Annotated in this window: 28 protein-coding genes and 1 pseudogene; 15 read left to right on the top strand and 14 right to left on the bottom strand. The window is 64.2% G+C overall.

Going from position 1 to position 20,493, the window contains the following annotated elements; all coding sequences use genetic code 11:
- The first annotated feature begins 90 nt into the window (after positions 1–90).
- The 3 genes from JQ573_RS11890 (at position 91) to JQ573_RS11880 (ending at position 2,223) form a co-directional block, all read left to right on the top strand.
- Positions 91–1,260 carry a flagellin gene (locus tag JQ573_RS11890; protein ID WP_212310071.1) on the top strand — a complete coding sequence of 390 codons (1,170 nt, stop codon included), beginning with the start codon at positions 91–93 and terminating at the stop codon, positions 1,258–1,260.
- A 206-nt stretch (positions 1,261–1,466) separates the two neighbouring features.
- Positions 1,467–1,832: a flagellar biosynthesis regulator FlaF gene (gene flaF / locus JQ573_RS11885; RefSeq protein ID WP_212310070.1), complete on the top strand. Its 366-nt coding sequence runs from the start codon at positions 1,467–1,469 to the stop codon at positions 1,830–1,832.
- Positions 1,833–1,860: 28 nt separating this feature from the next.
- Complete coding sequence (locus JQ573_RS11880; protein ID WP_212310069.1) at positions 1,861–2,223, top strand: hypothetical protein; 363 nt, start codon at positions 1,861–1,863, stop codon at positions 2,221–2,223.
- A 17-nt stretch (positions 2,224–2,240) separates the two neighbouring features.
- On the opposite strand, the gene JQ573_RS11875 is transcribed toward JQ573_RS11880, so the two are convergent.
- The 4 genes from JQ573_RS11875 to JQ573_RS11860 form a co-directional block, all read right to left on the bottom strand.
- Positions 2,241–2,627: a hypothetical protein gene (locus JQ573_RS11875; protein ID WP_212310068.1), complete on the bottom strand. Its 387-nt coding sequence runs from the start codon at positions 2,625–2,627 to the stop codon at positions 2,241–2,243.
- Positions 2,628–2,789: 162 nt separating this feature from the next.
- Positions 2,790–3,287, bottom strand: coding sequence for a hypothetical protein (locus JQ573_RS11870; protein ID WP_212310067.1), 498 nt, complete (start codon positions 3,285–3,287; stop codon positions 2,790–2,792).
- 23 nt (positions 3,288–3,310) lie between these two features.
- The gene (flgJ, locus tag JQ573_RS11865; RefSeq protein WP_212310066.1) at positions 3,311–3,667 is read right to left on the bottom strand and encodes a flagellar assembly peptidoglycan hydrolase FlgJ; all 357 of its coding nucleotides are present in this window, start codon (positions 3,665–3,667) and stop codon (positions 3,311–3,313) included.
- A complete protein-coding gene (locus JQ573_RS11860; RefSeq protein ID WP_212310065.1) occupies positions 3,667–4,791 on the bottom strand; it encodes a flagellar basal body P-ring protein FlgI in 1,125 nt (374 codons plus the stop codon). Before JQ573_RS11860 ends, flgJ begins: the two co-directional genes overlap by 1 nt.
- Positions 4,792–5,056: 265 nt before the next feature.
- On the opposite strand from JQ573_RS11860, the gene JQ573_RS11855 reads away from it, so the two are divergent.
- Positions 5,057–5,470, top strand: coding sequence for a flagellar assembly protein FliX (locus JQ573_RS11855; RefSeq protein WP_212310064.1), 414 nt, complete (start codon positions 5,057–5,059; stop codon positions 5,468–5,470).
- 45 nt (positions 5,471–5,515) lie between these two features.
- Here JQ573_RS11855 and JQ573_RS11850 read toward each other — a convergent pair whose 3' ends face one another.
- Positions 5,516–5,902 (bottom strand): helix-turn-helix domain-containing protein, encoded by a 387-nt coding sequence (locus tag JQ573_RS11850; protein ID WP_029085377.1) that lies wholly within the window; start codon positions 5,900–5,902, stop codon positions 5,516–5,518.
- Between the two features lie 102 nt (positions 5,903–6,004).
- On the opposite strand from JQ573_RS11850, the gene JQ573_RS11845 reads away from it, so the two are divergent.
- The 3 genes and pseudogenes from JQ573_RS11845 (at position 6,005) to JQ573_RS11835 (ending at position 8,255) form a co-directional block, all read left to right on the top strand.
- Positions 6,005–6,616 (top strand): NAD(P)-dependent oxidoreductase, encoded by a 612-nt coding sequence (locus JQ573_RS11845; protein WP_212310063.1) that lies wholly within the window; start codon positions 6,005–6,007, stop codon positions 6,614–6,616.
- A 222-nt stretch (positions 6,617–6,838) separates the two neighbouring features.
- Complete coding sequence (gene dksA, locus JQ573_RS11840; RefSeq protein WP_021077973.1) at positions 6,839–7,204, top strand: RNA polymerase-binding protein DksA; 366 nt, start codon at positions 6,839–6,841, stop codon at positions 7,202–7,204.
- Positions 7,205–7,459: 255 nt separating this feature from the next.
- Positions 7,460–8,255 (top strand): annotated as a pseudogene (locus JQ573_RS11835) (phytanoyl-CoA dioxygenase).
- Positions 8,256–8,285: 30 nt separating this feature from the next.
- Here JQ573_RS11835 and JQ573_RS11830 read toward each other — a convergent pair.
- Positions 8,286–8,696 (bottom strand): helix-turn-helix domain-containing protein, encoded by a 411-nt coding sequence (locus tag JQ573_RS11830; RefSeq protein WP_249131623.1) that lies wholly within the window; start codon positions 8,694–8,696, stop codon positions 8,286–8,288.
- Between the two features lie 116 nt (positions 8,697–8,812).
- Here JQ573_RS11830 and JQ573_RS11825 point away from each other — a divergent pair, with 116 nt between their 5' ends.
- Both JQ573_RS11825 and JQ573_RS11820 read left to right on the top strand, forming a co-directional pair.
- Positions 8,813–9,841: an aldehyde reductase gene (locus tag JQ573_RS11825; RefSeq protein ID WP_212310061.1), complete on the top strand. Its 1,029-nt coding sequence runs from the start codon at positions 8,813–8,815 to the stop codon at positions 9,839–9,841.
- 109 nt (positions 9,842–9,950) lie between these two features.
- Positions 9,951–10,736, top strand: a complete 786-nt coding sequence (locus JQ573_RS11820; protein WP_212310060.1) for a 2-keto-4-pentenoate hydratase — start codon at positions 9,951–9,953, stop codon at positions 10,734–10,736.
- Between the two features lie 36 nt (positions 10,737–10,772).
- Here JQ573_RS11820 and JQ573_RS11815 read toward each other — a convergent pair whose 3' ends face one another.
- Together JQ573_RS11815 and JQ573_RS11810 are read right to left on the bottom strand one after the other, a co-directional pair.
- Positions 10,773–11,132, bottom strand: a complete 360-nt coding sequence (locus tag JQ573_RS11815) for a ClpXP protease specificity-enhancing factor SspB (protein ID WP_212310059.1) — start codon at positions 11,130–11,132, stop codon at positions 10,773–10,775.
- A gap of 96 nt (positions 11,133–11,228) precedes the next feature.
- Entirely contained in the window at positions 11,229–11,981 is a 753-nt protein-coding gene (locus JQ573_RS11810; protein WP_212310058.1) for a carbonic anhydrase, read from the bottom strand.
- 498 nt (positions 11,982–12,479) lie between these two features.
- On the opposite strand from JQ573_RS11810, the gene JQ573_RS11805 reads away from it, so the two are divergent.
- The 6 genes from JQ573_RS11805 to JQ573_RS11780 all read left to right on the top strand — a co-directional run bounded on the left by JQ573_RS11805 (position 12,480) and on the right by JQ573_RS11780 (position 15,908).
- Positions 12,480–12,803 carry a helix-turn-helix transcriptional regulator gene (locus tag JQ573_RS11805; protein ID WP_050403489.1) on the top strand — a complete coding sequence of 108 codons (324 nt, stop codon included), beginning with the start codon at positions 12,480–12,482 and terminating at the stop codon, positions 12,801–12,803.
- The gene (locus JQ573_RS11800) at positions 12,800–13,231 is read left to right on the top strand and encodes an SRPBCC domain-containing protein (RefSeq protein WP_212310057.1); all 432 of its coding nucleotides are present in this window, start codon (positions 12,800–12,802) and stop codon (positions 13,229–13,231) included. Before JQ573_RS11805 ends, JQ573_RS11800 begins: the two co-directional genes overlap by 4 nt.
- 179 nt (positions 13,232–13,410) lie before the next feature.
- Entirely contained in the window at positions 13,411–13,641 is a 231-nt protein-coding gene (locus tag JQ573_RS11795; protein WP_212310056.1) for a hypothetical protein, read from the top strand.
- Positions 13,642–13,674: 33 nt separating this feature from the next.
- A complete protein-coding gene (locus JQ573_RS11790) occupies positions 13,675–14,106 on the top strand; it encodes a DUF1801 domain-containing protein (RefSeq protein ID WP_212310055.1) in 432 nt (143 codons plus the stop codon).
- A 40-nt stretch (positions 14,107–14,146) separates the two neighbouring features.
- Positions 14,147–14,647, top strand: coding sequence for a GNAT family N-acetyltransferase (locus JQ573_RS11785; protein WP_212310054.1), 501 nt, complete (start codon positions 14,147–14,149; stop codon positions 14,645–14,647).
- 361 nt (positions 14,648–15,008) lie between these two features.
- Positions 15,009–15,908 (top strand): phosphatase PAP2 family protein, encoded by a 900-nt coding sequence (locus JQ573_RS11780; RefSeq protein ID WP_212310053.1) that lies wholly within the window; start codon positions 15,009–15,011, stop codon positions 15,906–15,908.
- Between the two features lie 48 nt (positions 15,909–15,956).
- Here the strand turns inward: JQ573_RS11780 and JQ573_RS11775 are convergent, their stop codons facing one another.
- From JQ573_RS11775 to flgG, 6 genes are all read right to left on the bottom strand, one after another.
- Complete coding sequence (locus JQ573_RS11775; protein WP_212310052.1) at positions 15,957–16,364, bottom strand: hypothetical protein; 408 nt, start codon at positions 16,362–16,364, stop codon at positions 15,957–15,959.
- Between the two features lie 266 nt (positions 16,365–16,630).
- Positions 16,631–16,924: an antibiotic biosynthesis monooxygenase gene (locus JQ573_RS11770; RefSeq protein WP_092125805.1), complete on the bottom strand. Its 294-nt coding sequence runs from the start codon at positions 16,922–16,924 to the stop codon at positions 16,631–16,633.
- A 96-nt stretch (positions 16,925–17,020) separates the two neighbouring features.
- Entirely contained in the window at positions 17,021–17,455 is a 435-nt protein-coding gene (locus JQ573_RS11765; RefSeq protein ID WP_229169080.1) for a hypothetical protein, read from the bottom strand.
- 423 nt (positions 17,456–17,878) lie between these two features.
- On the bottom strand, positions 17,879–18,631 hold the full coding sequence (flgH, locus tag JQ573_RS11760) for a flagellar basal body L-ring protein FlgH (RefSeq protein ID WP_212310051.1): 753 nt from the start codon (positions 18,629–18,631) through the stop codon (positions 17,879–17,881).
- 5 nt (positions 18,632–18,636) lie between these two features.
- Positions 18,637–19,692: a flagellar basal body P-ring formation chaperone FlgA gene (flgA, locus tag JQ573_RS11755; RefSeq protein ID WP_212310050.1), complete on the bottom strand. Its 1,056-nt coding sequence runs from the start codon at positions 19,690–19,692 to the stop codon at positions 18,637–18,639.
- Positions 19,693–19,694: 2 nt separating this feature from the next.
- A complete protein-coding gene (gene flgG / locus JQ573_RS11750) occupies positions 19,695–20,483 on the bottom strand; it encodes a flagellar basal-body rod protein FlgG (protein WP_092115411.1) in 789 nt (262 codons plus the stop codon).
- Between the last annotated feature and the right edge of the window lie 10 nt (positions 20,484–20,493).

The following is a 20,493-nucleotide window of genomic DNA, read 5'->3' as shown; positions in this document are numbered from 1 at the left end:
TCGAGGCTTGACCGGCAGGATCGGCCATCCGCCCGATCAGAAAGGATTGGCGCGGTTTTTTCCTCAGTTTCACACCAGAAAGGTATGAAAATGTCCGGTATCATTCTCTCCTCCTCCGTTCGTCAGAACCTCCTCTCCCTCCAGTCCACCGCCGATCTGCTCTCCACCACGCAGAACCGCCTTGCCACCGGCAAGAAGGTCAACACGGCGCTCGACAACCCGACCAACTTCTTCACCGCACAGTCGCTCGACAACCGCGCCAGCGACATCAACAACCTGCTCGATGGCATCGGCAATGGTGTGCAGGTGCTGCAGGCTGCCAACACCGGCATCACCTCGCTGCAGAAGCTGGTCGATACCGCAAAGTCGATCGCCAACCAGGTGCTGCAGAGCCCGACCGGCTACACCACGAGGTCGCAGGTCACCTCCACCGCGGCGCTCGGCGGCACGTCCGCCAACCTCGTCGACGGCACCACGATCAAGAGCGGCGACGTGCTGGCGATCGCGGCCTCGGCCGGTCAGCCCGCCTTCAGCTTCACCTTCGGGGCCAGCAGCTCGCTGACGCAGCTGAATGCGTCGCTCGCGGCCAGCAACCTGACTGCGAGCCTCGACAGCTCCAACAAGCTCGTGATCACCACGACCAACGACGCGGCGTCCTCGACGATCGGTGCGGTGACCTTCACCAACACCGGCGGCGGCACTGCGACGTTCAGCGCAGCCGGGACGGCTCCGGTTGCCGATCCGGCCTCGCAGTCGGCGCGCGCCGCCTTGGTGACGCAGTACAACAACACCATCGCGCAGATCACGACCACGGCGCAGGACGCCTCGTTCAACGGTATCAACCTGTTGAACGGCGACAACCTGAAGCTGACCTTCAACGAGACCGGCAAGTCGACGCTCGCGATCAGCGGCGTCACCTTCAATGCCACCGGCCTCGGCCTGAAATCGCTGGCCGCCGGCACCGACTTCCTCGACAACAACTCGGCGAACAGCGTCATTGCGTCGCTGAGCTCGGCGAGTTCCTCGTTGCGCAGCGAAGCCTCGACGCTGGGTTCGAACCTGTCGATCGTGCAGATCCGCCAGGACTTCTCGAAGAACCTGATCAACGTGCTGCAGACCGGTTCGTCGAACCTGACGCTGGCCGACACCAACGAGGAAGCGGCCAACAGCCAGGCGCTGTCGACCCGCCAGTCGATCGCGGTGTCCGCGCTTGCTCTGGCCAACCAGTCGCAGCAGAGCGTGCTGCAGCTGCTCCGCTAAACGCGCCGACAAGCACTTCGACAACGGCGGGGGAAACCCCGCCGTTTTTCTTTGTCTCCGGGATATTACGGTATCTTTCCCTGCCGTCAGAACGGCGCATTTCGTAACGCCTGCTAACCATATTTAAAGGCGCCGGATGCATAAATATGGAGCGCTAGAATTGCGTCTCCGCGGCCCGAGAAATCCGCATCCCATCGAGGTCATTAATGTCGAATGCAGCCCAGGCCTACGCCCGTACGTCAACGACGACGGCCTCCCCCCGTGAAATCGAAGCGCAGGCGCTGTTGAAGGCCGCGCGGCAGCTGCAGGAAGTCCAGGCAAACTGGAATGGCCTCGACAAGGCGCTCGATCATGCATTGCTGTTCAATCGCCGCCTGTGGTCGATCTTCCTCAGCGCCGCAGAGGGCGCCGACAATCCGCAACCGCTCGAGGTGCGTCAGAAGATCGCGAACATCAGCGTGTTCGTGATGAAGCAGACCATCGACATCCAGATGAATCCGGACCCGGCGAAGCTGAAGTCGCTGATCGACATCAACTGCAATATCGCCGCTGGCCTCTCGGGCCGCGCCTGATCGACCGGTTCACGACGGAGCCCCCGGCATGGCGGACGTATTGAGCATCTTGTCGGCCAACTACAAGGCCGCCGGCCTGACGGTTCCGTCGAAGACGCCCTATGTGGCCGTCGATCCGAAGCTCTATGAGGGCAGCTGGAGCGGCAAATACGCCAACAACAAGTCGTTCAACATCTCGGTGTCGAACGTCGATGGCTTCCGCGCCAAGGTCCACTATCAGAGCGACGGCACCAGCAAATATCAGGACGTGCTGATCAAGGACAGCTCGTTCCGGGTCGGCGATACCAAGTTTTCGCTGGTGCAGCAGGGGACGGCATTGATCGCCAATGTCGTGACCGATCCGGCCACCGGATCGACCTATCTCGACAAGGCCTACGCCACACAGAAGTGAGGGTCCGATCGCTTGCGTTACGCGCGGCGGTCGGTTGCGCGCGCCCGCGTCGGCGCGTCCTTGCTGAGATCGAGCGCGTGGAAATAGGCGCGGCGGCGCAATACGGCTTCTTCCGGAAACTGTCTCACCACCAAATTCGTGCGATTGTCGACCACCTGGTAGACCACGGCGCGCGCGTCGCGGTCGATGATGACCTGGTCGGTGACCGATGGCGCCTGATTTGAGAGCGACGCATTGACGGAGTTGGGGTCGATCGTGACGCGCACGCTCGGCTCCGGAGCGGTGACGCTCTGGCTCGCGGGCAATTCGGTCTTCACCGCCTTCTGCGCCGTATCGCTCACGGGAGTGATCATCGGCGCTGCAACCGGTGCCCCCACCGGCTTGATGTTGAAATCTGTACTCATGGCAGCCTCGTAGTGCACAGGCACTAGTTTGCTTGAGTCAAATCCCAACCCCTCACGATCCGCAACTCTACGGGGAACCTCTCAACAGCCTGTTAGGGAACACGCTGAATGCCGCGCTGCCGGGAGCGCGCCGAATTGAGCTAAATTGTCGGCGTGCGTGCGTCAGAGCGTGCGGCTGACGGCGATCGGCGTCATGTTGCGCGGGCCCGGCGTGGCGCGCTGTCCGTTCGCGGTATAGGTGTTCGGGATGTTGCGGCGCTGCACCTCGGCATTGACGCCGCGCACGATGCCTTCGGAAACCGCGTGTGCGGTCGCAAGCACCGTCAGGTTGACCTGCAGCATCGCGCGGAACGTCTCGTGATGACGCCGCAGCGTGGCGAGCAGTTCGGGTTCGGTCTGCGACAGCATCTTCTGCATCGATTTGAGGTGCTCCACCGCGAGCATGTAGCGTCGCGACAGGTCCGACTTCTGCGCCTCGAGCCGCATGGCCTCGCGGATCTTGCCGGCGCGGACGAACTCGGTCTCCTGCTCGACGACGGTGAGCAGCGCGCTCATCACTTCGGTCAGCTCGTTGGCGAGACGTGCGACATCGGGGGGCGTCGTCGTCGCGGGCCGCACCACGGGGGCGGCTGGCCGATGCTGCTGTGGACGCTGATTCATCGCGCTGCTCCTTGAGAACCGAATTAGCTCTTGTTCGCCTGCTGCAGGATCAGCGAGCGGAACACTTCGTTGGAAATGCCGACGCCGCCGGCCTTGGCGAAGTTCTTCGAATATTCGTCGGTCAGCATCGACCGCCACGCGCCAGTGCCGACCGTGTCGCCGTAGGGGCCTTCACCCTTCAGGCCGGTGGTCATCTGCGAGAACATCGTATTGAGGAACATCGATTCGAAGTCGGTCGCGGTCGCCTTCGCCTTGGTGAGTTGCTGCGGCGAGACCTTCTTCATCGCGTCCTGCAGCACGGGATCGGGGCGGCCGTTGAACATCGGCATCAGCGCCTTGTTCGGCATGCTGCCGGTGGTGCTGTTGATCAGGCTTCCCATCACATCACCTCGATGTCGGCTTCGATCGCGCCGGCGGCCTTGATCGCCTGCAGGATGCTGATCAGATCGCGCGGTCCGATGCCGAGGCCGTTGAGGCCGTCGACGAGCTGTTGCAGCGAGACGCCGTCCTTGACGACCGCGAACTTCTTGCCGTCCTCGGTGACCTGCACATTGCTGCGCGGCGTCACCACGGTGCGGCCGCGCGACAGCGGATTGGGCTGGCTGACCTGCGGGCTCTCGGAGATCGTGACGGTGAGGTTGCCTTGCGCCACCGCGACGGTGGCGACGCGAACGTCGCGGCCCATCACGATGATGCCGGAGCGCTCGTCGATCACGATCCTCGCGGCGAGGTCGGGATCGACCTGCAACTGCTCGATCTCGGTCAGGAAGGCGACGACGTTGCCCTTGAACTCCGGCGGGATCGAGAGCTGCACGGTGGAGGGATCGAGCGGTTCGGCGGTCTTGACGCCGAGATAGTCGTTGACCGCGGCGGCGATGCGCTTGGCGGTGGTGAAGTCGGCGTTGCGCAGCGCGAGGCGGACATTGGGCAGGCGATTGAGCGCGAACTCGATCTCGCGTTCGATGATGGCGCCGTTGGCGATGCGGCCGACCGTCGGCACGCCGCGCACCACCTTGGCGGCCTCGCCCTCGGCGTTGAAGCCGGAGATCGCCAGCGTGCCCTGCGCGACCGCGTAGACGTTGCCGTCGGCGCCGAGCAGGGGAGTGACGAGCAGGGTGCCGCCGCGCAGATCCTTGGCGTCGCCGAGCGCGGAGACGGTGACGTCCATCCGGGTGCCCTGGGTGCCGAATGCCGGCAGATTGCCGGTGACCATCACGGCGGCGACATTGCCGGTGCGGATGGTGGCGCCGCGGATGTTGACGCCCATGCGCTCGAGCATCGCCTGCAGCGATTGCTTGGTGAAGGGGATGTTGTTCAGCGTGTCGCCGGTGCCGTTGAGGCCGACCACCAGGCCGTAGCCGATCAACTGGTTCTGGCGCACGCCCTCGATGTTGGCGAGATCCTTGATCCGCGACGTCGCGGCAGCGGGCATGACGGAGGCCGCCAGCATCAGCAGCGCGGCGCAGGCCAACCCGAATATGCTTACGATGCGGATGCCGGGCATCCAGTGCTCCCCTCGAACTTCAACTCGCGGATCACGCGACACTCCCATGACGGCGATCCGCCGTTAACCATGCGAGCCGCGTGCCACTTCGTTTCAATGGGGTAATGTATTGATATATTTATCGAAATTATCGGGCCGCCGTTCGGTTCCGGTTCGCCAGGGAGCGCGAAACTGCCGTGCGGCGGCAGAAATTGCCGGGTCGTTTACGCACCGTTAACCATAAAACGGCGATGCTCGCGGCATTCAGGCCTGCGGGATCATGACGATGCGCATCTACGGACCGAACGGCACCACGCTTGGCACGTCGACCAGCTCGACGCGGCGCACCTCGTCGAGCGGCTTCTCGCTGCCGGATGCGACCAGCGCGCAGGAGGAGGTTCGCTCCACCGCCGCGCCGAAGGCCGCCACGAGCCTCGATGCGCTGCTCGCGCTGCAGGGCGTCGAAGACCCGACCGAACGCCGCAAGCGCTCGGTGGCCCGCGGCAAGGGCGCACTCGACGTGCTCGACGCGCTCAAGCTCGGACTGCTGTCCGGCAATTTCGATTCCTCCACCGTGAACCGGCTGCGCGATGCTGCGGCGAGCCTGAAGGAATCCTCCGGTGACCCCGGCCTCGATGCCGTGCTGGGCGAGATCGAGCTGCGCGTCGAAGTCGAGCTCGCCAAGGCCGGGCAATACTAGGCTCCTCTCGATCACCTGACCTATCTCACGCGGGCAGGCAGTGACTCAGGCCGCTAATGCTTTGCGCTGCGTGTCGTAGCGGCGTTGTGCGGCCAGCACTTCCTTCAGATTCTGCTCGGCCCAGTCGCGCAGCGGATCGACCGCTTCGGCGAGCGTCGATCCGAGCGGCGTGATCGAATACTCCACGGTGACCGGAACGGTTGCGATCGCACGGCGGCGCAGCAGCCCGTCGCGCTCCAGGCTCTTCAACACCTGCGACAGCATCTTCTGCGAGATGCCTTCGATGGCGCGGCGAAGCTGGTTGAAGCGCATCGGCTCGCTGCGCAGCAGCAGCAGGATCAGCACCGCCCATTTGTCGCCGACCCGGTCGAGGATCTGGCGCGTCGGGCAATTGGCGGCATAGGCGTCCGGCTTCAGGCTGGCGGCTTTCATCGGGTTACTCCGGCGTAATCAGGTGAGACAAGAGTGCCTTCTTCACACTTACATCCATTTCGCTATCTAGTCACCATTGGAAACTACCAATCGGAGACTTTGATGAAGATCGCCATCGCCGGCGCGTCCGGCCAGGCCGGCTCGCGCCTCACCGCGGAACTCGCTCGCCGCGGCCATGCCGTCACCGCCATCGCCCGCAACCCGGAGAAGATCGCAACCCTGCCTGGTGTCACCGCCGTGAAGGGGGATGTGAACGACCAAGCCGCCCTGACTGCGCTGTGGGCCGGGCACGATGCCGCGATCAGTTCCGTCCATTTCACCGTCAGCGACCCGGTCAAGCTGATCGGGGCGGCCAGGGCGTCCGGCGTCGGGCGCTATCTCGTGGTCGGCGGTGCCGGCAGCCTCGAGGTGGCCCCGGGCGTCCGCCTGGTGACCACGCCGAACTTCCCGGCCCAGTACAAGGCCGAGGCCTCGAAGGGGGCCGAGTTCCTCGACCTGCTGCGCCAGGAAAAGGACCTGAACTGGACCTTTTTGTCGCCCTCGGCGCTGTTCGTGGCAGGCGAGCGGACCGGCAAGTTCCGGCTCGGGACCGACCAGCTTTTGACCGCGGCCGACGGGAAAAGCTCGATCTCGTTCGAGGACTTCGCAGTTGCACTCGCCGACGAAATCGAGCGCCCGGCCCATATCCGCCAGCGCTTCACGGTCGGCTACTGACGGGCCAGGAGAGGGGAAAAGCCGGCCCCGGGGCAGCACGGATAAGTTTGCCTGTGCAAGGCCTTGGGGGCAGGCCGCCTTTCGCGGTGGCAGATATTGTCTGTCACATGACGTGGCTATATAAGGCGCCGCGCGGAGGGCTCTTGTTCCCTCCGCCTGACAGGGACATGGCTGCCTTTGGAAAAGCTGAAGAACTACCGGCCGACTGAAAAAGAGCCTTTCATGAATGAGCGGCAGCGCGACTATTTCCGCGCCAAGCTGCTGGCCTGGAAGGATGAGATCCTCCGCGAATCGAAGGTCACGCTGCAGACGTTGCAGGAAGAGAACGTCAATCACCCCGACCTCGCGGACCGAGCTTCCTCGGAAACCGACCGCGCGATCGAACTTCGAGCCCGCGATCGTCAGCGCAAGCTGATTTCCAAGATCGACGCGGCGCTCCAGCGCATCGAAGACAACACCTACGGCTATTGCGAAGAGACCGGTGACCCGATCTCGCTGAAGCGGCTCGAAGCCCGCCCGATCGCGACGCTGTCGGTGGAGGCGCAGGAACGCCACGAGAAGCGCGAGAAGGTCTATCGCGACGAATAGTGGCGGTGGACCGCTACAGATTGATTCCGGCGCGCACCGGTCATACGTTCGCGCCGCCATGATGACACGTACTCTCAACGTCGCATCGGTTTTCTTCCTGGGCTGATCTCGTTTCCGCCAGGAAACACGCTTCCACGCGGAAGCGCTGATCGTCCCCGCGCGCCTGGGCTCGCGGGATTCCAGTGAGCCGAATGAGCCGGCCAAACTCCGCGCCTCGCGGAGCATCGACGGCTGGCGACGATTTGAGAGACAATCATGACCGATCGAGACGACACGCGTGCGCTCAGCGACGCGCAAATCGAGCAATTCATCGAACAGGGCTTTGTCCGGATCGACAACGCCTTTCCCCGCGAACTCGCCGATGCGGGACGTGCCATCATGTGGCGCAACCTGCCGTGCAGCGAGCATGATCCCTCGACATGGACGCGCCCGGTGGTGCGGCTGCCCGGCTATGGCGAGGAACCGTTCCGGCAGGCGATCAACTCGGAGCTGCTGTATCGGGCGTTCGATCAGATCGCAGGCCCCGGCCGCTGGTCTCCACGCCACAACATCGGGACCTTCCCGGTGCGGTTCCCGCATCCGGACGATCCCGGCGATGCCGGCTGGCATGTCGATGCCGGCTTTCCCGGCGACGATTGCGATCCGAACGAACGGAGCGACTTCTCGGCATGGCGAGTGAACGTCAACTCGCGCGGCCGGGCGCTGCTGATGCTGTTCCTGTTCTCCGATGTCGGCGAGGACGATGCGCCGACCCGGTTCGCACTTTCCGATGGCGCGTTATCTGGCGCCGGCGGGCGAGGCCGGACGCGTGCGGATGAACCTCGCGCAAATGGGCGCCGAGTGCGAGCTTGCGCTGGCGACGGGTGAAGCAGGCACGGTCTATCTGTGCTATCCGTTCCTGGTGCATGCCGCGCAGAAGCATCGGGGCACCAGGCCGCGCTTCATGGCGCAACCGTCGCTCAGTCCTGCCGAGCCGTACCGGCTCGAGCGCGACGAGGGCGTTTACTCGCCGGTCGAGATCGCGATCCGGCGCGCGCTCGGCATGGGTTGATCGCGTGCCGACCTGAAGGCGAGACGACATTCAGGCCAGTCCGGCCCCGAGTGTCGTCTCGCTTGCCTCCTCGTGACGGCGCGGTCCGTGGATTTTCGACCACGCCAGCAATTCGCGGAAGGCCGGCATGAGGCCCCAGGCCGAATCCGTCAGCTCGTATTCGACCTGCAGCGGCCTTTCGGCGAGCACCTTGCGTGCCACCAGCCCATCGTGCTCGAGCTCGCGCAGTTGCGCGGTCAGCATATGCTGGGTGACCGGCGCCAGCGCGCGGCGCAGCGCGCCGAACCGCACGCCGCCGTTCATCAGCGTGAACAGGATCTCGAGCTTCCATTTGCCGCCGAGTGCGTGGATCGCGTGCTTGAACTCGATCAGCAGATTGGGGTCGGTCGGGCAGCTCTCGCATTCACCGCCGTCACATAGCTCGCTGGTATTGTTTTCCATACCGGTCTCGAATTTCATTCTACTTGTCTGACATCAGATAGTGACCAGATGCGGCCTGTGCAGGGTGGGCGGTGCAATGTGTGCCCCATCTGCCGAACCATGAAGAGGCTAGGAACATGAGCACGGTTTTGGTCACGGGCGGATCGGGTTTCATCGGCGTGCATACCATCCTGCAGCTGCTCGCCGACGGGCATACGGTGCGAACCACGCTGCGCAATCCGGATCGCAGCAAGGACGTGATCGCGATGCTGCGCGAGGGGGGTGCGCTCGCGGCCGACCAGGTCGGCTTTGCCACCGCCGACCTGCTGCGCGATGCCGGCTGGCGCGAGGCGGTCACGGGATGCGACTACGTGCTGCATGTCGCATCGCCGCTCGGCGCGCATGTGCCGGAGGACGAGAACGAGCTGATCGTTCCGGCGCGCGAAGGCACGCTGCGGGTGTTGCGCGCGGCGCGCGACGCCGGCGTCAAGCGCGTCGTCGTGACGTCGTCGTTTGCGGCGATCGGCTATGGCCATCCGCCGCAAGCCAAGCCGTTCGATGAGACCACCTGGTCGAACCTCGATGGCCCCGATGTGCAAGCCTATCCGAAATCCAAGACACTGGCCGAGCGCGCCGCCTGGGATTTCGTCGCGCGCGAAGGCAATGGCCTCGAGCTTGCCGTGGTCAATCCGACCGCGGTGTTCGGCCCGGCGCTCGGCGCCGACTTCTCCGAGTCGATCGGCATCATCAAGGCGCTGCTCGACGGCGCGATGCCGGTGGTACCCCGGATCCATTTCGGCCTCGTCGACGTGCGCGATGTCGCCGACCTGCATCTGCGCGCCATGACCTCGCCCAAGGCCGGGGGCGAGCGGTTCCTCGCGGTCGCCGGCGAGACCATATCGATCCTGCAGGTGTCCCGGCTGCTGCGCAGGAAACTCGGCAGCAAGGCGCGGCGCGTGCCCCGGTTCCAGGCGCCGGACTGGATGATCCGGCTCGCCGCGCGGCGAAACCCGTTGGCCCGCGCCACCCTGCCGCTGCTCGGCAAGGTGCGCCGCTCGACCAGCGTCAAGGCGCAGAACCTGCTCGGCTGGCGTCCGCGCGGCAATGAGGAGATGATCGTCGCGACCGCCGAGAGCCTGATCAGGCTCGGCCTGGTCAAGGCCTGACGGCCTCTCCCGTCCGGCGTGCTTGCCAGACGGGTCGGCGAGTGCTGAATTGCTGTGAGCAGACGGAGGCGCCACCGCGCCGCCGGAGAATTTCAGGGAGGCTGCGCAGATGGAACGGATCCTCGCGGCCGCAAAGGCGATTGCCAGCGCGCGCCGCAGCCGCGCGCCGCTCAAGGCGCTCGCCAAAGACATCGTGCCGCGCGACGAGGCCGAAGGCTATCAGGTGCAATACGCGCTGCACGATCTGCTGCAGCCACACATCGGCAGCCTCGTCGGCTACAAGATCGGCTGCACCAGCGCGGTGATGCAGGAATACATCAACATCCCGCACCCCTGCGGCGGCGGCGTGTTCGAGAAGGTCGTGCATGACAGCGGCGTGCGGCTGCCGGCGGCCGATTTCGTCCATGTCGGCGTCGAATGCGAGATCGCGGTGCGGCTGGCGCGCAGCCTCGCGCCCGGCGAAGCGCCGTTCACCGCCGAATGGGTCGCGGAGGCGATCGAGGCCTACCATCCGGCGATCGAGATCGTCGACGACCGCTACGTCAAATGGGAGACACTCGGCGCGCCGACGCTGATCGCCGACGACTTCTTCGCCGCCGGCTGCGTGCTCGGCGAAGCCGTGTCGCGCATCACCGTGCCCGATCTGCGCAAGGTCACCGGACGCGCGCTCGTCAACGGCAAGGAGGAGGGGCGCGGCACCGGCGCCGACGTGCTCGGCCATCCGCACAACGCGCTCGCCTGGCTCGCCAATCATCTCGCCGCCGAAGGCCGTGGCCTGCATGCCGGCCAGATCGTGCTGACCGGCAGCCTGGTCAAGACGGTGTGGCTGAAGGCGGGCGACATGGTCGTGATGGAGCTCGATGGGCTCGGCAACGTGGAAGCGACGTTCACGTGACTTTGCGTGCTTTCTGCGCCGCGACGTCACTGTTTCCTACGGTTGATTGCTCGTGCACATCAGAACCTTGCCGTCCCACAGGCTCCTGATCGCGTCGAACGGCACGGCGAGCCTTGCATATTTCCGCTTGAACCAGACGCCGACCTCGAAGCCGTCATCCCTCATCACGAGGCGATCGAATTCGTGCTGCAGGATGATCGTGATCTCCTCGGGATATTGCTCGATCACGGCGGCGGGCAGCTTCACGCCATCGGCCCGGGTTGCGAAGGTGATGTTGACCGGGCGGTCCTCCGCGGCATGGCGGAGCAACGCGGTCATTTCGATCCGCTTCTGCGCCGTGTTGCAGGGCTCGACGCCGGCGCGCGCCGGCAACGAGGCAACGGCCAGAAGCAGCACTCCAGCAATCCACCCGCGCCGGCGCCCCATCCGCCTTCTCCATGTCGCTCACGCGATGTCGTTCTTGGCTTCAGTGGTCGCAGGCCGCGCCGAGGTTCAAGTCGCCGGTCGCCGGGCGTCCGTGACGAGCTCGACCTTGCCGTCGGTCAGCCGATAGACCGCGCCGACGATCCTGAGCTTGCCCTGATCGACCGCGGCGCTGAGGATCGGCGTCGCCGTCTTGAGCTTCGCGACGTTGTCGATGACGTTTTGCCTGATGGCGTTGGCGAGCCGGTCGCCCGGCTTGCCCTCGGTCGCCTTCACCGCAGGCGCGATCGCGGTGACCAGCGAGGGCAGATGGCCGGGCAGGGTGGTGTTGTCCTTCAGCGAGTTGATCGCAGCGTCGACCGCCCCGCAACTGTCATGACCGAGCACCATGAACAGCGGCACGCCGAGCACGGACTGCGCATATTCGAGGCTTGCGATCATCTCGTCGCTGGCGAAATTGCCGGCGACGCGGCAGACGAACAGATCGCCGCGGCCGGTATCGAACGCGTATTCCGGTGCGATGCGGGAGTCCGCGCAACTCAGGATGCCGGCGAACGGGTTCTGTCCGCCGGACAGCGCCTCGCGCTCGTGCTTGAAATCATGCCGCCGCGAAACGCCTTCGACATAACGGAGGTTGCCCTTCACCAGCCGGTCGAGCGCGGCGTCCGGCGGCAGCACGTTCTGCGGCTTCGGCGGCGGTTTTGTCTCTTTGGCCGTCACAGCCGGCGCAAGGGCGAGGCTGGCCGCGGTGCACGCCACGCCAGCGAGGAAGACACGCCGGGAGGTTCGGCTGGGAGGCGTGATTTCGCAGAGCTGGCACATCAAGGTTCTCCGTGAACAGGGACCGCATCCGCGCGATATGTGTAGGTCATGCGCAGCGCCGTCGCAACGAGGCGCATGCGTAGGCTGGTGGGCGCCACATTCGTCACTGTCGTCCTGGCGAAAGCCAGGACCCATAACCACCGAATTCAGTGATGAACGGGATCGCGGCCCCAGCGTCGCGCAACAATTGAAATTTCGGGTAATGGGTCCTGGCTTTCGCCAGGACGACACCGAGTGTGTTGCGCGGGCTATGAGTCATGCTTCCGCATTCTCGCGACCTAATCCGTTTGAGCTTTGCATCTCGTTTCGTCCCGACGGGCAAATCAACGGCAAACATATAACCAGTTGGATATGGGTTTATCGAGATGGCCGACCTTGCATCAAGCCGTCTAAAGCGGCGAGCCAGAGCGTCAGTGTGCTTTCCTCAACTTTCACTTGACCAATCCATAGCTGCTCAGTTATACGTTGATCCATAGCCAACGGGTTATTGATCGCAAAATGCCGGACGCTCACGACGTGCTGTTTCGAACCCTCGCAGACCCGACCCGCCGGGCGATATTCGAGCGCCTGTGCCGCGAGGGCGAGCAGACCGTCGGTGCGCTGACCGCGCGGGCAAAGATCTCGCAGCCGGCGGTGTCAAAGCATCTCGGCGTGCTGAAGCAGGCCGGGCTGGTGCGCGACCGCCATGAAGGAAGGCAGACGCATTACAGCGCGCAACTCGGCGCACTGGCGCCGTTGATCGACTGGACCAGCCAGATGGCGGGCTTCTGGCAGAACCGGTTCGACCACCTCGAAGATCTTCTCAAAAGGATGGACCAATGAACAAGACCACCGCTGAAACGCGCTCCGCAATCGTGGAGCGCGAGTTTCCCCATCCGCCGGAAAAGCTCTGGCGCGCGCTGACGCAACCGCATCTGATGGAGGAGTGGCTGATGAAGAACGACTTCAAGCCCGAAGTCGGGCACAGCTTCAATCTGCGCGGCGAGTGGGGCGGCGTGCTGGACTGCAAGGTGCTCACTGTGGAGCCGCACAAGACGCTGTCCTACACCTGGAATTTCGCGCATGCGGATGCCGCCTATAATCTCGAGAGCGTGGTGGTCTTCACGCTGACGCCGACAGCGAAGGGCACCCATCTGCGCGTCGAGCAGTCCGGCTTCCGGCCGCATCAGAAGCAGGCCTATGGCGGCGCCCATGCCGGGTGGAAGCAGTTCCTGGAGAATCTCGATCAGCTGCTGGTGCGGCCGGAGTGAGAATTGCTACCGCTCCATCCCCGTCATTGCGAGCCAACGGGTCGGCGCGTAGCGCCGTCCGATGACAGGCTCCCGCGAAGCAATCCAGCGTGCAGCGCGCGCGGATGAATGGATTGCTTCGTCGCTTCGCTCCTCGCAATGACGGTCTAACGACACCATCACACCCAACAGGAGGTCACATGAACTGGAACAACTGGATCAGGCAATTTCACCGCTGGCTTTCGATCGCCTTTACGGTTGCCGTCATCATCAACATCGTCGCGATGGTTCTGCAGCAGCAAGCCGTCTGGATCGGCCTGCTGGCGCTGTTCCCGCTGATCTTGATGCTGTTGAGCGGCCTGTATCTGTTCGCGTTGCCCTATCTGGCGCCGCGGATGCAGGGAGGATCGACCTCCGCATCACAAATGTGATTGCATGGGACAGGCTGGGACCACGAGGCAGCAATGACGGCATCGGAACGTATCGACCAGATGATCGAGGATCTCACCGACTGGCGCGGCAAGACGCTCGCCGGCCTGCGCAAGAGCATCCTCGCCGCCGACTCGGAAATCATCGAGGAATGGAAGTGGATGGGCAGCCCGGTGTGGTCGCGCGACGGCATCATCGCGGTCGGCAACGCCCACAAGGGCAAGGTGAAGCTGACCTTCATGTATGGCGCCCAGCTTCCGGATCCCGACAAGCTGTTCAACACCGGCTTCGAGGGCAATGTGCGGCGCGCGATCGATCTGTTCGAGGGCGACAAGATCAACGACCGCGCGCTGAAGGCCCTGATCCGTGCTGCGATCGAGCTCAACCAGGCCAAATCCAGCAAAACTGCGAAGAAGCCGGCGAAGAAGGCCGCCGCGGGCGCTCGCGCAACCGCGAAGAAGGCATGAGCTGCGCCGGCATGCGGCCTGCCGATCCGGTCCGTCCGAGATGATCGAGACCAGGCTCGCCACATCGTCGGATGCGGAAGCGATCTCAGCGCTGCTGACGGCCAACGCCGGCGACCGCGGCGGCATGCTGCTCGGGCAATGGCCGCGCGAGGTGATTGAGACGCGCATTGCACGCGGGCAATCGATCGTCATCGCGATCGGCGATGAGGGCAGGCTGCTCGGTGCGCTCCTGACGTCGGAGAAAGGATTCGGCGAGGCCCCGCCGGTGCAGGCCATGCTGAAGGCCTGGCCAGGCGGCCCCGGTGCGTATGTGTATGGCCCCGTGTGCGTCGCCCCGGACGCGCGCGGCCGCGGCATCCTCGACGCGCTCTACGCCAGGCTTCAGGCAACGTTTCCCGGCCGCGAAGCGATCCTGTTCATCAGGGAAGACAATCCGCGCTCGCTCAAGGCGCATCTGCGGCTCGGCATGCGCGCGGTCGCGCGATACGACTTCGGCGGCAAGGTTTTCGTGGTCCTGAGCGACAGGCCCGACTCCGAATAGCCTGGATCGCGCCGGGAACCTGAGTTCTGCGCACGGGAACTCCAGTCCCGTTGTCAGCAATATCGGGAAATAAATCGTTCACCATCGGATGCGAATGACCGGCGACCTGCCACAGGTTGTATTGGCTTACCAACGCAATTGGAGGCGTGGCGGCTAAACCTGTGGCTGTGGAATGAGCGGGTCTCGTGTCGAGGCGCCCGCTGGAATGGCAGTCGCAATGTTCAGTCAGTTGGTTGGTCCGTCACGGGCCGCGTCGTCGGCCGACACCGATGTCGCACAGCAGGCCTCCCCGAGAACAGCAGCCACGAGCGAGGAAACTCGCATCCCGCAACCCCATCAGCGGGTCGAGCGTGGCGCATGGTTGATTGGCATCACCGCGAGCGGTTTCGCCGGCTTCCTGCTCTGGAGATTCGAGATCGCAGTCGAGCCCGAAAGCCTGGCGCTGTTTTCGGGCCTGATGGGGTTTCTCCTTGCCGTCCATATCGTCTATGGCAGATGGCGGTCCGCGCCGGTTCTGTCCAACCTGGCAGGAGCGGTTGCCGTCTTCTTCTGGTCGGCCGCGGCGGCAGCAACAATCAGCCTCGTTGGCCTGAGATACAAGTTCCCCCTGATCGATGGCAGTCTCGCCGATGCCGATCGCTTCATCGGGATCGATTTGCCGTCCATCATCCTGTGGTTTGCAAACCATCCCTGGCTGATCGAGCTGCTCGCCGCCGCCTATTGCAGCTCATTCGTCCAGGTGGCCGTGCTGTTCGTGCTCTTGGCGGCGACAAAGCGCTTCGACAAGCTTTGGCAACTTGCATTCGTGTTCGCCTTGACGATCGTTGCATCGACGATGTTTTCGGTGTTCTGGCCCGCCAAGGGGGCCTTTGTCTATTTCGATCATCCCGTCGCGATCCTCGATGCGCTGCCCGAGCACGCGGGGATCTATCATCTCGCGAAGTTCGAGTACTTCCGCAACGGCGTATCTCCGGAATTGTCGTTGAGCAATTTGCAGGGCGTCGTGACCTTTCCGTCGTTCCACACCTGTCTTGCCTTGATGACGGTCTTCGCAACGATCGGCACACGGTGGCTGTTCGGCATCACGCTGATCTGGAATCTCCTCGTCCTCGTCTCGACGCTTCCGATCGGCGGCCATTACGTCATCGACCTGACCTGCGGTGCGCTGCTGTGGCTGGCGGCGATGAGGATCGAGGCGATGCTCGGCAGTTCGTTCATGACCTTGCGCGGAATGCCGATGCCGGAAGCCGTGTCCGCCTAGCGATCGAGGCGAGGCGGCAAGGCCTGCTGAGATCAAGGCCTGCCGAGATCAAAGTATCGTCCGCAGCTCCACTGTATCGGCAAGGCGTTTCGCGTCGCGGACAAGCGGGTAGATTCCGATGCACGTCAGCACGCCGAACACGATTGCGCCGAATGTCCGCGTGAAGTCTGCCGACTGCAAGATCACGGCCATCACCGCGATGCCAAAACCCGACGAGAGCATGGCGAAGAAAAGATAAGACCAGAGGAATTGAGTTGCCTGCTGATTGGCCATATCGCCGGCAGCGAGCCGGCGAACCTCGCGGCGCGTCCAGAACCAGTCGGAGATGACGGGGACCGCGAGTAGAATCGTGACGGCGAGCGAGAGGCCATCGAAGCGCTTGATCGTGCTTGCGAGGCACAAGCCGAACACAAAGGCGCCGACGGCGCCGCAGGAAGCATGCGCGACGAGCTTCATGACCGTGGTCGGCCTGGTGCCCATTGCGGTCGTGTCCGTGCTCGTTCCGCTCATGTGGCGTTCGCGGCATCCTACCGCGAACCCCGGCGATTGTCGCATGGATCGGGAGCTTTCGTCCGGACGCCTGTAACCCCAGAGCTATCGCATCTGGCATCAACCGGGCTTTTCGCACCGTCATGGCCGGGCTTGTCCCGGCCATCCACGTCCTTCTTCGCAAGGAGACGAAGACGTAGATGCCCCGGACAAGCTCGGGCATGACGAACTCATCACGCCTTGGTGTGCACGATCACCGGACCGGCAATTGCGGTGACTTGCCCGATCAGCAATGGGCCGAGATTGTCATCGATCCAGGCCAGTGCGCGGCGGTTGGCTTCCTCGGCGCCGGCATGGTTGTTGAAGACGCTGATCGCGGTGACCGTGTCGTCGCCGGCATAGACCACGTAATAGGCCATGAAGCCTTCGACATCGCTGATGATCGGAATTGCGCCTTCCTTGATCCGGCGCGCGAGTTCTTCGGCGCTACCAGTCTTCGCCTTGGCGTGACGGATGGCGGCATACATGCGTTCCTCCTTCCGGCTGTATCGATCGGGCTGCGCTTCGCGCATGCGCGATGCTACGCCTGAAGGGGCGGAGATGCCATCGGGATTGCGGACGGATCAGCTGAAACGCCGGGTCACGACGGTCGTACGGCGGTCGGGGAGCTTCGGCAGCCTCGTCACATCCGCGCGCGTTGCCGTGGTTTTTGGACCGGGGGCGGGCGCCTGCTCCTGTTGCTGCAGAAACAGCGTGGCTTCGAACAACACGCCGGGGGCCTGCTTGGCGGTGCCCGAGCACACCGCGCGATTGCCGCTGAAGGTACCGGTCAGCTGCGCCTCGACCTCGTCGCATCCGAATACGGTGGTAAACGGGCCGTCGGCATATCTGTGCGTCGTCAGGACCGCCGTGAAGCGGTCCTCATCGAGCTGATAGGAGCCGCCATAGGTGAACATGGCGTCGCCGCCTGTGATCCTGCCGTTTGCGAGCTGGACTATTCCGGTGCCTTCGCCGCGCGGTGTGCGAAACCACGCCGCATATTGACCGTCTCTTTGCATGACCGTCACGAACTGCAAACCCTGCGTTGTCGTCTAGCTACGTTGCAAGCGGAGGGACTGCTACTTAACCTTCGCCCAACGGTTAACGAACCGAGAAGCCGATCGCGCGACTTGCACGAAGCGGTATCGGACTGGTGCGCGACGATTGTGCGAGAGCCCGTTCCGATGGAATCGGAACGGGCTCTCGATTATTGTCTTGACGCGTTTTCTTCACGCGAACCGGTGTCCGCTTCGCTCGAAAACACGCTAGTGCATTCGACCGGTCACAAGAATGCCACGGCCCTCGCCAGGGGAGCTAGCGAGGGCCGTGTTGGTACACCGCGCCGCGCCTAGGTTCGCGACGAGATGTGGGAGCTCGAAAAAATCCTACTCAGGCATGATCGTTATCCGAAAATCGGTTTCCACTTTTCGGGATCATGCCGGTTAGAAGGGCAAGAGCACGTCGAGAACCTGCTGGCCGTAGCGCGGCTGTTGCACGTCGGTGATCTGGCCGCGGCCGCCATACGCGATGCGGGCCTGGGCGATCTTCGAGGAGTCGATGGTGTTGTCGCTCTGGATGTCTTCCGGGCGCACGATGCCGGCCACGATCAGCTCGCGGATTTCGTAGTTGACGCGGATCTCCTGCTTGCCTTCGACGACAAGGTTTCCGTTCGGGAGAATCTGGGTGACGACGGCGGCGACGCTGGTCTGCAGCGCTTCCTGGCGATTGACCGAGCCCTTGCCGTCGCTCGAGGCCGTGGATTCGGCGGTCAGGATCTTGCCGGGCAGAATCTTGTTGGCTTGCGTGATGGTCTGCGATCCCAGGAAGTTGGTCACCCCGGAATCTTCGGAATTGCTGCGGCTGCGCTGGGTTTCGTTGGCGATCGCGGCCTTGTCGGTGAAGTTCACCGTGACCGTCAGGATGTCGCCGACGCGCGCGGCGCGCTGGTCCTTGAAGAAGGCGCGCGAGCCGCTGCGCCACAGCGAGTTGGGGCTGTAGGAGGCGACCTCGGGCTTCGGCATCGGCATCTGCACCGGCTTGTAGCCGGGCTGCGCCGTCGGGTTCTCGATCTCCGTCAGCTTCGGCTTTTCGCCGATCTGGGAGAGACGGTCGATCGACGAGCAACCGCTGGCGATCGTTCCGAGTGCGAGCAGCGCACCGGTCAGGATGAGGCGGTTGAGGCGGTACTGGGACATGAACTTTACTCGGCGTTTGGTGCGACTGAACTCAGCTTGACGGGAGCGGAATCTGACGAGGCGGCGTCGGCGGCCGGCGCTGCGCGCGGGGTTGCGACCGAGATCGAAACCTCGCCGCGGCCGGTGACGACGCCGGAGACGGCGCGCTTGGACTGCAAATTCATCACGTTGACGACGTCGCCCTCGGCGCCGCCATCCATCGCCTTGCCGCGGATCGTGAGGTAGAGACCGGAGGTGCGGTAGACCAGCGTGACGTTCTGGTCGCGGGTCACGAGATCGGGTTTTGCCATGTCGGCCGTGCGCAGCGCCTGGCCGGCGCGGATCTGGCGGCGCATCTGCATGCCGACGGCGCCGTCGCGCACCGCCGCGTCGTTGCCGATTTCGGCTTTCGGACGGCGCTCGACCACCACGTCGGAGGCTTTCAGCACGTCGCCGCGTTCGACATTGCGCGTCAGCACGGCGGCCTCGATGGTCTCGATCGCGGTGCCGGTGAGGCGCAGCTTGTACGGAGCCGTGCCGGCTTCGTTGCTGACCTCGAAGGTGACGTCGAAGCGCGTCGAGCGCTGGTCGTAGCGCACGGCGACGGGCTGCATCGCGCCGGTGCTGGTTGCCTCGAGGCGGATATCGCCGGGATCGCGGTCGAAGGTCAGCGCGATGCTGCCGGCCCTGCCGAGCCCGTGGCGGCCCTCCAGCGCGCGCGATACCTGCTGCTCGATCTCCTTGCTGTCGATGATGCGCGCGGGCCGGGTGACGGTGATCTCCTTCAGCTCGCGGGTGTCGACGCCGATCACCTGGTGGGTGCGCAGCACGTTCAGCACCTGCGCGACCGGCAGCGTGCCTGTGGTGCCGAGGTCGGGCGCGCGGTAGATCGCGATGCTGCCGGCGCTGCCGGCGTTGTCGATGAGGTCGCCGACCCGCACGATGTCGTCCGCGACCGTGACGCTGGCGCGCAGTGTCGGCACTGCGATGCTCTCGCCGCGGCTTTGCGCGGCGGCTGGCAGCGCGGTCACCGCGAGCAGCGCGGCTGCGATCAGGAATGAGCGGGCGATCATCGACATCATCCTCAGCGGAACAGGTTGGAGGTCGACTGCATCATCTGGTCGGCCGCGGAGACCACCTTCGAGTTCATCTCATAGGCGCGCTGCGCGGCGATCAGGTCGGAGATTTCCGAGACCACTTCGACGTTGGCCTGTTCGAGGTTGCTCTGCTGCATGTCGCCATAGCCGTCGGTGTTGGCGATGCCGTCCTGCGGCTGGCCGGAGGCCGGCGTTTCCTGGAACAGGTTGTCGCCGATCGGCATCAGGCCGGCCTTGTTGATGAAGCGGGTCAGGCCGACCTGGCCGATGTTGGTCGATGCGGTCTGGCCCGGCAGCGTCACCGAGACCTGGCCCTGCGCATTGATGGTGAGGCCGGAGGCGTTCTGCGGGATCGTGATCGTCGGCTGCAGCAAATTGCCCTGCGCGTTGACGATGCGGCCCTGGTTGTCCATCTGGAACGAGCCGTCGCGGGTGTAGGTGAAGGTGCCGTCCGGCATCAGGATCTTGAAGAAGCCTTCGCCGCGGATCGCGATGTCGAGATCGTTGCCGGTCGGCGACAGCGTGCCCTGGGTCATCATCCGCGGCGTGCCGACGGTCTTGACGCCGCCGCCGAGGTCGATGCCCATCGGCATGATGGTGTTCTGGTCCGACGCCTGCGCGCCGACCCGGCGCACATGGTCGTAGATCAGGTCCTGGAACGCGGCGCGCTGCTTCTTGTAGCCGGTGGTACGCAGGTTCGCGATGTTGTTGGAGATCACCTGAACGCTGAGTTCCTGTGCCGCCATTCCGGTCGCCGCGGTATAAAGTGCGCGCATCGTTCAATCC

It is taken from the genome of Bradyrhizobium sp. AUGA SZCCT0105 (assembly GCF_018129565.1).
Classification (GTDB): Bacteria; Pseudomonadota; Alphaproteobacteria; order Rhizobiales; family Xanthobacteraceae; genus Bradyrhizobium.
The sequence above is the reverse complement of the archived record's forward strand: the minus strand, read 5'-3'. Positions and strand labels throughout refer to the sequence as shown.